Annotated in this window: 17 protein-coding genes; 11 read left to right on the forward strand and 6 right to left on the reverse strand. The window is 42.0% G+C overall.

All coding sequences use genetic code 11. The features are described from left to right. Nucleotides 1-78: 78 nt before the first annotated feature. The 6 genes from V144x_RS00530 to V144x_RS00555 all read right to left on the reverse strand — a co-directional run bounded on the left by V144x_RS00530 (nucleotide 79) and on the right by V144x_RS00555 (nucleotide 9,174). A complete protein-coding gene (locus V144x_RS00530) occupies nucleotides 79-2,265 on the reverse strand; it encodes an SEC-C domain-containing protein (protein ID WP_197998703.1) in 2,187 nt (728 codons plus the stop codon). 268 nt (nucleotides 2,266-2,533) lie between these two features. Beyond that, nucleotides 2,534-3,679 (reverse strand): trans-sulfuration enzyme family protein, encoded by a 1,146-nt coding sequence (locus tag V144x_RS00535; RefSeq protein WP_144979790.1) that lies wholly within the window; start codon nucleotides 3,677-3,679, stop codon nucleotides 2,534-2,536. Nucleotides 3,680-3,936: 257 nt separating this feature from the next. Continuing rightward, nucleotides 3,937-4,866, reverse strand: coding sequence for a cysteine synthase A (cysK, locus tag V144x_RS00540; RefSeq protein ID WP_144979793.1), 930 nt, complete (start codon nucleotides 4,864-4,866; stop codon nucleotides 3,937-3,939). A gap of 285 nt (nucleotides 4,867-5,151) precedes the next feature. Continuing rightward, a complete protein-coding gene (locus V144x_RS00545) occupies nucleotides 5,152-6,903 on the reverse strand; it encodes an Nramp family divalent metal transporter (protein ID WP_144979796.1) in 1,752 nt (583 codons plus the stop codon). Nucleotides 6,904-7,039: 136 nt separating this feature from the next. After that, nucleotides 7,040-8,110, reverse strand: coding sequence for an isochorismatase family protein (locus V144x_RS00550; RefSeq protein WP_144979799.1), 1,071 nt, complete (start codon nucleotides 8,108-8,110; stop codon nucleotides 7,040-7,042). A 59-nt stretch (nucleotides 8,111-8,169) separates the two neighbouring features. Continuing rightward, nucleotides 8,170-9,174 carry a polysaccharide deacetylase family protein gene (locus V144x_RS00555; RefSeq protein ID WP_144979802.1) on the reverse strand — a complete coding sequence of 335 codons (1,005 nt, stop codon included), beginning with the start codon at nucleotides 9,172-9,174 and terminating at the stop codon, nucleotides 8,170-8,172. Between the two features lie 494 nt (nucleotides 9,175-9,668). Here V144x_RS00555 and V144x_RS00560 point away from each other — a divergent pair, with 494 nt between their 5' ends. From V144x_RS00560 to V144x_RS28885, 11 genes are all read left to right on the forward strand, one after another. Beyond that, nucleotides 9,669-9,923 carry a hypothetical protein gene (locus tag V144x_RS00560; protein ID WP_144979805.1) on the forward strand — a complete coding sequence of 85 codons (255 nt, stop codon included), beginning with the start codon at nucleotides 9,669-9,671 and terminating at the stop codon, nucleotides 9,921-9,923. A 243-nt stretch (nucleotides 9,924-10,166) separates the two neighbouring features. Continuing rightward, entirely contained in the window at nucleotides 10,167-10,505 is a 339-nt protein-coding gene (locus V144x_RS00565) for a hypothetical protein (protein WP_144979808.1), read from the forward strand. Nucleotides 10,506-10,711: 206 nt separating this feature from the next. Continuing rightward, nucleotides 10,712-10,957 (forward strand): hypothetical protein, encoded by a 246-nt coding sequence (locus V144x_RS00570; protein WP_144979810.1) that lies wholly within the window; start codon nucleotides 10,712-10,714, stop codon nucleotides 10,955-10,957. Then, entirely contained in the window at nucleotides 10,957-11,331 is a 375-nt protein-coding gene (locus tag V144x_RS00575; protein ID WP_144979813.1) for a hypothetical protein, read from the forward strand. The genes V144x_RS00570 and V144x_RS00575 overlap by 1 nt, the downstream gene beginning before the upstream one ends. Continuing rightward, complete coding sequence (locus V144x_RS00580) at nucleotides 11,325-12,167, forward strand: trypsin-like peptidase domain-containing protein (RefSeq protein ID WP_144979816.1); 843 nt, start codon at nucleotides 11,325-11,327, stop codon at nucleotides 12,165-12,167. Before V144x_RS00575 ends, V144x_RS00580 begins: the two co-directional genes overlap by 7 nt. A gap of 9 nt (nucleotides 12,168-12,176) precedes the next feature. Next, the gene (locus V144x_RS00585; RefSeq protein WP_144979819.1) at nucleotides 12,177-12,449 is read left to right on the forward strand and encodes a hypothetical protein; all 273 of its coding nucleotides are present in this window, start codon (nucleotides 12,177-12,179) and stop codon (nucleotides 12,447-12,449) included. Beyond that, nucleotides 12,449-12,697, forward strand: a complete 249-nt coding sequence (locus V144x_RS00590; RefSeq protein WP_144979822.1) for a hypothetical protein — start codon at nucleotides 12,449-12,451, stop codon at nucleotides 12,695-12,697. Before V144x_RS00585 ends, V144x_RS00590 begins: the two co-directional genes overlap by 1 nt. Before the next feature lie 19 nt (nucleotides 12,698-12,716). Continuing rightward, complete coding sequence (locus V144x_RS00595) at nucleotides 12,717-13,013, forward strand: hypothetical protein (protein WP_144979825.1); 297 nt, start codon at nucleotides 12,717-12,719, stop codon at nucleotides 13,011-13,013. A gap of 131 nt (nucleotides 13,014-13,144) precedes the next feature. Further along, complete coding sequence (locus tag V144x_RS00600; RefSeq protein WP_144979828.1) at nucleotides 13,145-13,405, forward strand: hypothetical protein; 261 nt, start codon at nucleotides 13,145-13,147, stop codon at nucleotides 13,403-13,405. A gap of 28 nt (nucleotides 13,406-13,433) precedes the next feature. Then, complete coding sequence (locus V144x_RS00605; protein WP_144979831.1) at nucleotides 13,434-13,985, forward strand: ParB/RepB/Spo0J family partition protein; 552 nt, start codon at nucleotides 13,434-13,436, stop codon at nucleotides 13,983-13,985. After that, nucleotides 13,964-15,082: an AAA family ATPase gene (locus V144x_RS28885; RefSeq protein WP_144979834.1), complete on the forward strand. Its 1,119-nt coding sequence runs from the start codon at nucleotides 13,964-13,966 to the stop codon at nucleotides 15,080-15,082. The genes V144x_RS00605 and V144x_RS28885 overlap by 22 nt, the downstream gene beginning before the upstream one ends. Nucleotides 15,083-15,109 lie beyond the last annotated feature (27 nt).

Consider the following 15,109-nt stretch of genomic DNA (forward strand, 5'->3'; position numbering starts at 1 on the left):
CCTGAACGGGCATGCCCGAGAGTGGTAGTTCTTAATTAAAAACAGCGAGTTCAACGCGAGGAAAATTCATTATTACAATTATTCACCTGGAAGCCAGAGTTTCTGTCCTGAGCTGGAACTATCGTCAGGTGTTGTATCCCCAGGAGACCAAATGCCTTCCCCGGAAGAATTGCCTAGCTCTCCTAAAGTTGATTCGGTCATCCAGGATACATCAAGATCAAATGCCTGCGCGAAAGCTTTGAGATAGTCTTTGATTTGTGGGGTCTTTTTACCATACTGATCCCAAATCTGTTTCATAAATCCTGAAAGTCCGGGATCGGATGTATCTTCCAATCGAAATGAGAGTTCTCGCATTTTCCATTGCAGCTCACTTTCAAAAGCGTTGGTTGGTTGTGATTGAGCATTTTCCTGACCTTTATGAATCCAGGAGAGTGTCTCATTTCGATGGTTACGTTTATGGCAAATTTCAGTCAATGTCGAATATACCCGGTCTAGGTCGACTTCTTTTTTACATTCTTCACGCCCCAAGATTTCAAGTAAAACATCATACAGAAAACGTGGATGCCTTATGAGTAATGCGCGGTTGAATATATACATCAATTGCGCATCGCTTAGCTCTTTCGCTGGAATTCTGTTTTGAGTCATAGATGAGCAGGTGTTAAAGCGGGAGGACTCATCAACATCAAAATGGGGAAGTTCTGAAATGCCGAGTTTGGGATCGAGCTCGGCAAACTGCAGGAAATGACCTAATGAAAGTGATTGTGCATCGAGTACATAAGCCGCCGCAGTTAAAGCGACTTTCAGATCATCTTCACTCGCAGCTTCCCAAGGAGTTTTTTCATTTAGGCCTGCTAACTTTGTATTAGACCAGACTTCAGAGAGAAGTTTTTTCCATTGTTGTGCTTCAAGTTCTCTACGTTTGATAATAGGCATTTTCTGTGGAAAACTCCACCGAAAAAAGAGAGGCCATTGTTCTGAAGGGATGGGAGAGAGCGGGTTACTGGACGCTTCGTGATCTTGATCTAATAATTTTAGACCACAGTCTTTTTTGCCTTGTTCATCTAAGGCTTCATCAAGAATTTTTTCTGCTAAAGAGATTTGCTCCCCTTCGTAAGCATACAGTCGAACGATCGCAGGTTGATCCATCTGTCGGTCAGCATCAAAGACATCAATATCGCCAATCACGACCGGCACATTATCAATGTGAATCTCTTCTCCCTTTGATTCTGCATTGACGGGAGAGCTTACAATTTGAAAGTATGCGGTAGGTATATTTTCATCCGAATCCTGGTCTTGTTCTGAGGGAACATTTCCTCGCAGTATCTGATGGTGTTTTTCTAATAATGTGAGGAACTTGGAAAGCGAATCAACTTCGTAAACTTTTTCTATGGAATCAATGACTTCATCTGTGTTGTTTAAATCAAGCAATTGTGCCAGAGTTTCGAGTTCTACTGCTTCAGCAAAGTCGTTCTCTAGTTTCGCAGCTTCATGAAATAGTTCAGCTGATTGTGTTTCATCGGTTGCCCAGGCGTAACAGAATGCGGCATTTTTCCATAAAGTTACCTGACCCGTTGCTTCTGCAAGTTGTTTGAACAAGCCAGCTGCTAATCGGTAACATCCCAAATTAGCAAGTCGTTGTGCGCGTTCAAATGTTTCTTGATGTTCAGAATTTTCAATAGGGCATCGTTCCAGGACATGTACTCCGCGGAACTGATAAGGAATTTGATCGTCACCGTCAAATTCTAACAGATTCATAAACAAGTTCTGTTGATACTCTTGTGAAGCAACGCGCATTGCCAACGCGAAATGCTCACGTGCTGCTAAATAAAAACCGCGCATTTGTAACGCGATCGCGATGCTGATCGCCAACGGTGTTGCCAAACTAACATCGACGGCAGCGCACTTTTGCAACGCGGAGTAAATAGTTTTTTGTGCTTGCTTGTAGCCTTGAGCAAGAAAAGTTGAGGTGGCCAATAAGGAATGGGCGGCGGGATGATCCGGGTCACGTTCCAAACATTCTTCCAGAGGCTTGCAGGCATCTTCAAACCGTCTTTCAGCCATTAAAATTTGGGCTTCTGTTATGAAACTCAAAGGTTGTTCAGGGTGATTCTTCTTGAGTCGATCCAGCAACTGCAGTGCAGTTGCTGTCTGGTGCGTTTCATGCAGGTGTGAAATTTTACTGATTTCTTCGCCAATCGAATGACAACAGAATTTGTATTTCTTTCCGCTATTGCAGGGGCAAGGATCGTAAGAATCGATACTCATAACCTCGGCCTTCTTTGTTTTCAGGAGGTTGTATTGTGGAATTGTATCTCTAAGTGAAAACAGAGTTCTCTTGTAGAATCGAAGCAGCATTACGCTTTTTTGAATTACAATAGAGTTCAACAAAACATCATATCATAAAAGAAACGTAGATTGCACGCGCTTAACGATTCCATCTGAGAGAAATTACATACTCCCTTACCAAGATTAACATTTTGTTCAATCAGGCGGGTTTATTCTACAAATCGATGGGAGTGCGATGGTGGTCAGATTAGCTATCCAAGGCTTGCTTCATGTCAGCAATCAGGTCATCACTGTTTTCGATTCCAACTGAGACTCGAACTGTTTTTTCAGTAATTCCCGCCGCGCGCCTTGCTTCCAGAGTCATTGAGGCATGGCTCATGCTTTCCGGGTATTCAATCAATGATTCCACTCCCCCCAGTGATTCTGCCAGGAGAAACAATTTTGTATTTAACATGACTTTTTCAGCAGCAGGTCGGCCTTCTTTCACATCAAAACTCAGCATCCCTCCGAAGCCATCTTGCTGACTCTTTGCTAATTCATGATCTGGGTGTGACTCCAAGCCCGGATAGTAAACATGTTCTACTTTGGGATGTGTTTCCAGCATTCGAGCTAAAGCCATTGCCCCATGCTGATGCGCTTCCATACGAGGCCCCAGAGTTTTGATGCCACGTAAGACCAGCCAAGCATCGAAGGGAGAGCACCCCAGTCCGAGTGAATTCGAATTATAAGCGACTCGTTCGGCGAGTTCTTCAGTACGTGATATGACACAACCACCGACGACGTCTGAATGCCCATTCAAGTATTTTGTTGTCGAATGTATAACAATATCGACACCATATTCAATCGGTCGTTGAAGATAAGGAGAACAAAATGTATTGTCAGCGATTGTGGTAATATCGGTATCTGCATCAGAGGCAACTTTGACTACGGCTTGAATATCGACAAGGTTCATTAAAGGATTACTGGGAGTTTCGATCCAGATCGCTTTGGTTTCTGGTGTCAATGCTGATTTGACATTCTCAATATCTCCCATTTTTACAAATGAGAATTTGATTCCCCATTTTGTAAAAACATCTGCAAACAAACGATACGTTCCACCATAAATGTCATCTCCTGCGATGATATGGTCACCAGGTTTAAATAAATGCATAACCAGAGTGATCGCAGACATTCCAGTTGAAGTAGCACGGCAAGACACGCCACATTCTAATGCAGCAATGTTTTCCTCCATGGCACTTCGAGTTGGATTTCCACTACGTGTGTAATCGAAGCCCTTGTGGTTTTCCAAGCTATCCCAGTAAAAGGTTGATGTTGTATAAATGGGGGTTGTACAGCTGTTAAATGTACCGTCTTTGTCGACTCCAGTATGAACACACTTCGTTTCAAAACGCATGGCAATACAATCCAAATGTTAGTTGGTTACTCGAGAAATCCCCGTTCTTGTCTGGAGACTCACACACTTCTTCAGGAGACACGAGACAGAACTTGGGGTTCTACATTATTTTATGTAGTGAAGAATACAGTCACCGGATACTGGTCGCTACTGTTCTGAGTTCAGATTTTACACTAAAGGTGATTCTGCATCTCATTCATGTCGATACAGTTTTCTGAACTTGTGATTTTGTAATAACTTGTGGCGTTATAGTATGGTCAGCGCGCATCATCAAACAGCGGTGTTGACAAGTAACGCTCTCCCGAGTCAGGTAGAACGACCACGATTGTTTTTCCTTCTGCTTCCGGGCGTTTAGCAATATCCATGGCAGCGTGCATCGCTGCACCACAGCTAATTCCACAAGTGATTCCTTCCTGGCGAGCGATTTTTCCTGCCATTTCAAATGCTTCGTCATCTGTAACCTGAATAACTTCATCAATGAGTGATGTGTCACAGTTCTTCGGGATGAATCCCGCGCCGATTCCCTGAATCTTGTGCTTGCCTGGTTCTCCCCCTGAGAGAACAGGACTGCTCGTTGGCTCGACAGCGACGGACTTGATGTTAAGGCCTTTTTCTTGTTTTAAATAACGTGACACTCCTGTAATGGTACCACCAGTCCCAACGCCAGCTACAAAGTAATCAATGTTGCCTTCTGTATCGTTAAAAATTTCGGGGCCAGTGGTCTTAAAATGGATTTCCGGATTCGCAGGGTTTTCAAATTGCTGAGCCATGAAATATTCAGGGCTGGCAGCTAATTCTTCTGCTTTTTGGATTGCTCCTTTCATGCCATCAGCGCCTGGAGTAAGTACCAGATTGGCACCAAAGCCTTTCAACATCAAACGACGTTCTACAGACATCGAGTCTGGCATCGTTAGTGTTAACTTATATCCTCGAGCAGCACATACGAACGCGAGTGCAATTCCAGTGTTACCGCTGGTCGGTTCTACAACCTGCATACCTGGTTTCAGTTTACCGCTTTTTTCTGCGTCCCAAATCATATTCGCACCGATTCGGCACTTCACGCTGTATGCGGGATTCCGTCCTTCAATTTTGGCAAGTATTGTTGAACTAAGCCCCTCAGTTAAATGATTGACTTTCACTAAAGGAGTTTGACCGATTGTTTCCGAGTTGTCTTTGTATATTGACATGTCTCTTTCTTTCAGCGAGAGGTAATTCTGGGAGAATCATCAAAGTATAGCCAAAGGCTTGATGAGTATGTTATGTGGTAAAGACGACTAAAGGGCTAAATCTCAACACCTCTTCGTCAGATTACCAGTATTATGTAAAATCATTGAGAAAGTGGCAATCCCTTTATTGAGCTGTAAAAAAGTGGCATGCATCAATGTGAATCGATATTAGTGCCTATTTTAACATGCTGAAAGTTGTCTAAATTGAGGGATTTGTTTAAGAGATTTGATGATTTAAAATTCAAATCAAATTTTCAAAATGGATTCAAAATAAGGAATAATTTGTACTTGAAAAGCCTGTAAACTGAAATAACCGAAGAAAGCGGCAGCCCAAACCATTAAAACAAATCTCAAGGGACTGGTGCTGATGCTACGGCTCAGTATTTTCGTATTCATATACAACAATATCATTGAATAGAGAAACATCACTCCACCGTTCATGGCGGCGGAAGTTTCAATCAGAAATAATGGTTGCTTGAATAGAGGGTTAATTGAGCCATAAAGCAGGATTGCAGAACCCAGCAAAATTTCGCCCCAAAGAAAGACGTAATAAAGTTTACTCAATGACCAATTTTCATTTTCTCTTAAATAGTTCACTTTCAGGATATCAGCAGAGATACGGGCAGTTACGTCAAGGACTCCCAATTCAGTTGTGAGCAGTATGGCAGTACCCATAAGGAGGAAAAGCAATTTAAAGGTTCCGCCGAGCTGGTCTTCAAGAAGAGTTGCCTGTCCCCAGATAAAATTAAGGCCGGAACTAAACTGGGCCATGCCTTCTTTCAGTTGTCCATTTGCGTCATAAAACAAAGAATAAGAAATAAGTGATAGTAAAACCAAACAAGCCAGACAGGTTAGAAAAAAGCTTAAGAAGTGTTCAATATTGGCGGCACGCCACCATTGTTGCCAGCGATTTCGATTTTCATCAGTATGTTTAAAGTGATATCCGGCTTCACTGGCAGCTTCATCTTGTCCGGTTATCGGGCTGGTAATTCGACCGATGTACTTGCCCATTCCATAGCCTTTATCTTTGATGAAATTACTTTGGCCAAGGTTCATGGTTCCGCCAGCGCCGGCAAATGCTAATGCCCCGAGAAGTGCCATAGTTGACAGACCACTGGATTCGTCAGGCATCTGCCCAATACTCACAGCTCCTTGCATCATTGATGTAATGGCATATGGCTTAATGAGATAGATACCGAGAATCACTGCGATGATAAAGATTGACCCGACCAGAAAAATCTGTATTTTTTCAACGGTGTTATAAACCACTGGGCCAGTCGTTAAGACAATGCCTACTAAGAGTAAGCCAGCAATTCCCAGAAACGAACTATACTTGGCCTCATATTGCAGGTCGTATCCTTGATTAATTTTGTTGAACAGTTCATTTGAACGATCTGTGCTCTGATTCTTAGTGAAAGCGCTACTTAAGCTATTTCGTTCAGATTCATCCATGGATCCACGCCACTTCAAAGTGCTTGTTTTGGGAGAGTAAGAGGCTTTGCTAGGTAAATCTTGAAGTGAGAATTGAGACGCAGTTGGTTCTACTCGAACACTGGCGATGGTTTCTGGACCAAAAAAAGTCCAGCTTAGCATGGTGCCAGCACCGGTTGCCCAGCCCGGCCATGCCCACGGAATGATATTTAACAGTAGCATGATCCAGGCCCAGTGTTTGTTCATGCGACAGAAACCGATAATAGCAGTTTCTCCTGTTGCTAAAGTCCAACGCTCAATTTCCATATTCAAAAAAAACTGAGTGATCACACCCAGTAGGCAAGCCCAGAAAAATAAAAATCCAGCTTTGTAAGTTATGTAAGGCCAAAGGACAAATTCACCTGAACCGAGTGAGAGACCTGCCAACATAATGCTGGGACCGATCATTTTTTTCCAGGAGATGGCTGGTGGTAGGTCTTTGTACTTCAGAGGTGGTAGCGATTGGTGTGGAATCACCTCATCAGGGACTAATTCTTCATTGAGATCAGAGTGGATTTGATCTGCCATGGAAACCTCTTTTATGAACGGCGAGCTGAATTCAGAATGGTTTCATTCTAAGTCTGGAACATTCTATCCGCCACTCAACTTAAGACAGGATTGAGGGGAATAAGGAAATGCTTCTTGGTTGATGATAACTCGAAAATTAGTCAGAATGGATTTTCTTAATCCAGGAGACTTGTGTGATCAAATGATTTAATGAGGCAAACGAAATATGCGCATTTGTTGCATATTTCGGTGAAGAGTTGGCAGGAAATGTGGCGAGGCTTGCATCACCTACCAGGAATACATTGAAATCGCGTGAGAGGTTTTCATAGCCGGCAGTGGTTTTACAGAAGCACATATCTGTTGCATATCCTGTTAAGAGGACATGTCGAATGCCCTCTTTTTTCAAAAATTTCTTTAGTGGCTCATATCCCTCTTGGTCAAAGATCAAGACATCATCATCATGAACAGTAACATCGCTTGTAACGGGAACAGGTACATTCCAGAAACCTTTACCATTAAATCGATCACCTGCGCTCAGGCCAGAAAATTGTTTGAAATAATCGATCACTGGCTGTTCTTTGGAAAGTGTCAAGCGATTCGGTAATGGCTCTCCTTGATAAGGTAAGCTCTTTAATTGTTTTGCGAGATCCTTTCGAGCCTGTTCTCGCTCCGTTTTTGTAGGATTATAGTCAAACGTGCGGTATAATTTTTTTCTGATAGGATCCACTTTACCGATAAGACTATACATAACCAGGGCAACATCTTTTCTGGAACGCTTTAAAAATGGATCAATGACCTCGCGTGTATGCCGTCCTGCAAGATGATTTTTTTCGGGCGTACAAAAGTCAGCAGCGCCAGCAGGTTCAGGAGTTTTCCAGCCTTGACCATCATCAATTCCCCAGGGATGGACCATGATCACGGCAGTTTTGTCAGCGCGAATTTTATTAGGAATTTCAATGATGCCTCGTGCATTATATGAAAATCTCCAGGCCCTTACACTCAAGTCTGCCCCTTCGTCATCAACTAACAATGGTGCTTCAAATCGTCTAAGCTCTTCAATAGGTTGAATAAATTCGGGGTGATCAGCCAATAATGGAGAGGGAGCTTTCAGTTTTTTTAATGTATTATGATAAACGCGTATTTCTTCACCAGCATTAGTGAGTTGTGAATTTAAAATTAAAGAGAATGTAAAGAACAAGCCAAAAAGTAAATCACGTGAACCAAACATCTTTACTGTAGCTCCCTTGATCTCTAAAGAATTGTGATATGGGTGGATTAGTTCTGATTCTAAGAAACGCGTTTTGCAATGTCGCTCACGCCCACAATTTCAGCTTTGTCCTTTTCTTGGTTAACAAGATTACAAATCAATTTGATAGTTTCAAATTTTGGGTCTTCGACATACATAATGGATGGATGACACAGAAAATCAAATACACCCCCTTGTTTTATTGCCTGTTGCACGCATAGTTCAACAGATTTGAGAAAGTATTTTAATTTCCAGTATCCAGATCGAAAGGCCCCTACATCACTAATGGGACTCATTGGAATTTCAATCAGGCCAGTTGGATAGACGTAAGGTTGTGCTTCTTGTTGTGCGAGTAAGATCGATTGATAAATTTCCTCTGTGGGCTTTTCCTTAGGTTGGCTGTATTTATGTTTTGGGTACTTCGAGCTGACCCATTTAAACCCCTCCACAAGCAACATTTTTTGCAAATCTGCTCGATTGTTAAGTGCATTGCTCGAGCCACCGGGCGTTCTGAATCCATCAGGCACGATTCCTAATCGTTGTTTCATTGCTTCCGTGGTCAATCGAATATTTTGACGAATGACTTCTTCTGCCGATTTCCCACCGAGTAACCAGGGAGAACGTTGAAAACGAAATTGTGTTTTTTGAGGTTCATTAGCCCATACATTGACATGGTCATAAGTATGATTTCCGATGGGATGGCTCATTTCTGAGATACTTTTAAGCCAGGTAATATCTTTTTGTTCCAGGACACGACCCACACAAAAAAAATGAATCAACCCGCTTGATTGCTTCGCAATCTCAGCTGCTTTCAATGAATAGTCTTTAGTTTCTTTGTTTAGATTACCTTTTTGAAAGTCCCATTCGAATATATTCCTCTGCGGATATTGGCGGCTCATTTCCAGATCAAAGGTAATCGCAATTTGTGCTTTTTTCGGAGCATGAGTTTCTGCAGATTGTGCGAATACTGTTTGTATTCCTAAGGCCGAGCCTGTTAGTGAAGTCAGGAATGACCGGCGAGAAATTACAGCTTTTGAGTCTGACATCAGCGTTTTTCCAATGCTATAAGTGATTTCAGCCGAGCAAAAAATCAAATCTAGTGGCTTTTTTAAGCTTATTATATAAAAATCTATCGATGTTTCATCTGGTATCACTCGAGGCAATCATCAAATTAAAGGCCGGATTGGCATTGCCCTGCAAATAAAGGGTTTTTGACAGAAGTTGGAATGAATAAATTTCAGAAAAAACAAAAATGTATATTGCTTTGTTCACTGTTTGGCGTTAAGATGATTTCTGTTGTTTTGGGGTGGTTTTGCCACAATTCCACATCTGCCAGGAGGCAGCCGCGTAGTGACCGCTGTAGGTGTCACTGAACTTTTTCTCGCGTTGTTTCTTTCCAAATCTAAATAAACATCGGACATCTTTGCATCCGATTTAATCAGTCTGAAGTAATTTTCCTGATGATGAATTGCGCACAGTGTGCGCGCTTTATAGAGATTTGAAAAACGGTGCTTGAAAAATTCTGGTAAGGTTTGGTCTCATGACGGAATCAAACAAATACATTGAGTCAGATAAATTTGCATTTGATCTTGTTGCAAATATTGTAAGTTCTCCGGGTGCTTTTCCTCAGACAGGAAAATACAGTAGTAAAATTTGGGCGCAGCTGTTTGGAATGACAGAAAAAAATTTTAAGGAACTTTTAAAAGAATCTGGCATCCCTTATTTTAAATTTGGGAGCAATGTTATTGTTGATGCACAAGATTTTTGGAAAAATCAGGGGCAGAAGGAATCATGAACGAGCTCAGATCGTTTGATGGAGCGGGACAGATGGTAAATAGAATTTGATTTACGCTTAGAAAATGAGCATGATTTACTCAGTTGTCGAAAAGGCGTTTAAAGATAAGAAATACTAAAAAATTTCTGATCTTAGCTCACTATCTATTATGCCCCAAGCTAGAATTATTGGAGACCTTTAGTGATGTTTAATTATCAGTAAAGTACTTTTTTCTCTTGATAGAAATTATATAATTGAGAAGCTATGGCAAAGTGTGATCAAGGTTATCTCTGCGTTGTGTGTGGTCGAGAGGTCGAGAAGATCGAAGACAGCGCGCTCTATCTGCGTTATATTATTGGAGAAGTAGACGAAGATGAATTGAACTCGCAACCCGAGCATCATATTCGATGCAATCCTATTTTAGCTCAATTCATTACCGATGATCACTTTGAACCGGTTTTTGTAGAGGGACCATTTGATAAACGTGAACTTGATTCGTCTGAGGCTTTGCTAAGAGAGAAGTTAATCACTGATGGCTGGAGAAGACTATGCGAGGTAAAAAGCAAAAATATCACAATCAGTGAATTTCCATTAAAAGAATAAAGAATCCTACGATGATTAGTAGCTAAGTCGATTCCTGTCGCCGACTGTCTTTGAGACTAAATTTATCTGGTTCTATTTAAGCACCTGTCGTTCTGTGCAACGACAGGTGCTTTTTTTTGCAAAATAACGTTGTGCGACTCACGCCATTAACGAGTATTAGTGATTACAAATGTTGCATCCTACTTCTGCTGATTACCGAGATCATAATGCCTGAAACAATACGCAAAGGAATTTTTATTCCAGCATGGGTGATTGCATGTGTTTTTTCTCCCATTATTGCTGGAGGTGTTGGAGCTGTTACGTGGACTGCCAAAACATTGATCGAACATAGTCAGCGACTAATAGAAATTGATGAAAAGCTCGATTCCAATAAAGAGTTACTCATCGAAATGGTGAATTCGCATGAGAGGCGGATCAGTCGATTAGAAGACAAGGCTTTTGGAGAAAATTGATGATTGAAATCACGACTGACGATCTGCCAGCCAAGCTTATCCAACTAATGGAAGGTCCCACACCTCCCGTTTATTTTGTTTCGAATGGTTGTAGTTTCTCTCCAGATCGGTGGGGAGGTGTTGACATCAGGGCAGCCTGCCACTGGCATGATTACGCCTATCAAATAGGCGGTTGCAAGCAGGATCGCCAAATAGCTGATTCGTCATTTTATCGAAATCTCAGACGCTGCGACTTAGGAAAGTTCATGGCGAATATTTATTACCGCCGTGTGCGGTTGTTTGGAGTTGCCGCTTTTAACTGGGCTGAAGGGAAAGTCCCTTTGAATCCCTGGCATTACTGTTTACTGTTTTTTGAAAGGTACATTCAATGGTGAGGGTAATCACTATTATCGTTGTGCTGATATTGGCCACTATTGTGCAGGCTCAGGCATTGGTTCTCCGAACGGTGGGAAAGCAATGTACTGCTTATGGTTGCCACCAAATCATTGGTACGGGAGCTTGTGCCTACATCGGAAACATTGATGACAGGTCGATTTATTTGACAGCTGCTCATAACCTGGAAGGGAACCCGGCAGTGTTTGTTGGCTATGCAGGCAGGTGGTGGCAAGCCAAAGTCATCCATAAGCGATATCAAAAAAATATCGATTATGCTGTGATCGAAACACAGAAAATATCAGCCAATAGATGTTTTAAAATAGCAGAGCATCAACCCGACAATGGTGTTGATGCAGTGGCTTATGGCTATGCAAATGGTATCTATAACATGAAGACCATCAGAGCAAAAATTCGAGTGAACAGAAATGGGAGATTCTTTTCGAAGCTCGTTGCCAAGGGCGATTCAGGTGGACCAATTGTCGTGAATGATCGCATTGTGGGAATAATTAAAGGTCACGATTACAAGAACACACTCTATACAGAATCGGACCTGATTAGAGTTGAGTTATTCAGAATTTATGGAAGGTTGCCTGCGTGTGGGGGATCAGTGATTATTGCGGAAAACCCACCAAAGCCTGATACTCCCGTTCCAAAATATGATGAAGAAATCGCCATATTGGAGGGGGAAATTTCAAAATTACGAGGGCAGTTAGATCAGCTTTCAAAAACAAAAATACCAGTTCAAATCATAGGTTCAAACAATAAGGTCTTAAGCGAGCAAAAATACCTGCTTGGCGACCCTATTAAACTACGTTTTAAAGCCGTTAAAAAGTGAGGCCTCATAATGCCAGGCGGCGAGATTTTAGATGTTGAAATCCCTATTGAGGATGAAGGAGAAAAGGAGATGGCTGCTGTGGATTTATCGGAAAACGTTGCGAATCACATGTTGACGCAACTCATGCAAACCGGGACTGTGGCACAGAATAACTTTGTGACCGTTCAAAAAATTGTTGATTATGACTATTTGGAAAACAAGCGAATGGTAACCCTTGATGAAGCGGTTGGTATTCGTGAGGTTCAATCCAAAGTCAATCCAGGTGGGCCGGCTGCTGCATAATGGACGATCCTCTGGAAGAATTGATCAGGCAAAACAATGAGTTTCATAACAGCTTGATTGAACAGAACAACGAGTTAGACCGAGCGTTTCAAAACGGAACGTTCGGTCAACTTGTACAATTATGGAGCGAAAAAAATGATGGAGGAGACCCAACCGAAGACGTGGCAGGAGAAGGTAGCGAAACAGTTTTGGTCAATCAAAGCAGGGGAGAGAGCGGAGAATTTGCGGCAAGCGAGCCGCCGATTTAACAATGTCGAATCGTTGGTGATGTCCACACGAGAAAAACTACTCGGGAAAGAGATCACAAACAATAATCGCCCAGAGGGTGAGGATATGCATATCGGAGACGACAATAGTGTGATTCATCAGTATCTGTCAGCAGAGAAGAAAGGAACTGCAGGTACAATCGCCAAGCTAACATTGGGTGCGGGAATGCTCGCTATGGGTGCAGGTGTGCCGATTGGTGGTTGGTTGATTGCAGAGGCTTTGAAAAACAATTCCGTTAAAGAGGTCGTAATACCCATTGATAGCGATACTTTATTTGATTTAGAGCTGGTGAAGTAAGAATATAAATTGTTGTTCTGTTTGAGCACTCATGCTTAAATGCACCTCATGACAGCGCTGGGCTTTCCTTTAGAATGAGCATTGAACTTCGTTTAAGACTCATGTATCCCCGCTTGAAAAGGACTGTGACAATGCCTCATTTTATTGTTTATCTTGCTCGTGAAAAAAATCAACGTCCTGTAAAACGTCTTGATTGTGAAGCGCAAACACATGTATTGGCGGCGAAATTGATGGAAGCTGAATATCCTGATTTGGTAGTCAATTCTGTACTGGTAAAGCATGAACCGATTTCGTCTTGTTCACGATGCGGAGCACCAATTTTTAAAGGCGATTATCACAAAGATCAGATACGCCAGCGCTATGGAGCCAATCGCTGTTTGGACTGTATGTAATAGAACTTAAAACGAGTGATTATGTAAAATGAAAGACCGCGTAAAAAGCTTCCGGCGTATTAAAGCTTCACAACTCAAACGCAATGTGAAAAACTGGCGCGTTCATCCTCCATCACAAAAGTCAGCATTAAGTACAATTCTAAGAGATGTAGGGTTTGCTTCGGCTTGCCTTGTAAGAGATTGTAACAATGGGACGTTCGAATTAATTGATGGTCATTTACGCGCTGATCTCGCTGAAGATGAAAAAGTCCCATGCCTGATTTTGGATGTGACAAAATCTGAAGCCGATAAAATATTGGCAACATTTGATATGGTTACATCCATGGCAGACGCTGATCAGATTGCATTAGATAAATTGATTTCTTCGATTTCTACCGAATCAAAGGAACTACAGAATTTACTGAATACTCTGATAAGTCATGATTCTGAATTGTTGGAAATGGTAACCGGTAAAGACGAGTCACATCTCTTAACAGACTCTTTCAGTATTTTGATTGATTGCAAAGATGAATCCGAACAGGTAATGCTTTTACAGCGACTGAAAAAAGAAGGTCTGACATGTCGCGCGTGGATATTATAAAGGAAAGTAATATCGTACGGACTCCTCGTGTCATGCAACTAGAGGGGATATTTGGCATTGCAGTTGAAAAAAAGAGCCGTGTTGAGTTTTCTGTAGAACTACCTCTAAATGATCACACATGGAACATTGGTTTAATTGTCGGTCCTTCTGGATGTGGAAAGACTACCATTGCCAAAACGCTTTTCCATAAAGAGTTGATTAGAGACTTCAAATGGTTTGAAAACAAAAGTATTCTGGACTCTTTTCCTAAGGATATGGGAATTAAAGAAATCACAGGCCTCCTTTCTTCAGTTGGTTTTTCTTCACCTCCCAGTTGGTTAAGACCATTTCGTGTACTTTCCAATGGCGAACAGTTTCGTGTGACGATAGCACGGGCTTTAGCCGAGCAACCAGAATTTGTGGTCATCGATGAGTTTACGTCAGCCGTTGATCGGACTGTTGCCCAAATCGGAAGTAGTGCCATTGCAAAATCAGTTCGGAGAAGGCAGCAAAAATTTATCGCCGTTACGTGCCATTACGACATTATCGACTGGCTTAATCCTGACTGGATTTATCAACCAGCGTCTGAGGAATTTCAATGGAGGTATGAAAGGCAGTCGCGACCCCCGATTTCCCTCAAAATTATTAACGTGCATCGAAGTGCGTGGTCACTATTCCGGAAACATCACTATTTAGATTCAACAATTCATAAGTCTGCTAACTGTTTTATAGCATTAGTCGACGATAAGCCAGCAGCTTTCACTGCAGTGATTCATTTTCCACACAAAACAACCCCATCATTCAGAGAGCATCGAACAGTCTGTCTCCCTGACTTTCAAGGAGTTGGTATTGGAAATGCCATGAGTGAGTATGTGGCATCTCTTTACGTTTGCAAGAAACCGTACACAAGTGTCACAGGACACCCTGCCATGATTCGCCATCGAGCGAGGTCAAGTTTATGGAGAATGACTCGCAAACCATCTACAGTTCAGCATCAATATGGCTTAGAGCGAATCAGAAAAAGTCGAGTTTCTGGCAGTGCGGGAAGAATTACCGCCAGCTTTCAATTTATCGGCGCGGGACGAAAGAAAGAAGCAATGAAATTTGGCCTGATTTGAATAGAGCGAAAGCCTTCTGCCTCACAA

Source organism: Gimesia aquarii (genome assembly GCF_007748195.1).
GTDB lineage: Bacteria > Planctomycetota > Planctomycetia > Planctomycetales > Planctomycetaceae > Gimesia > Gimesia aquarii.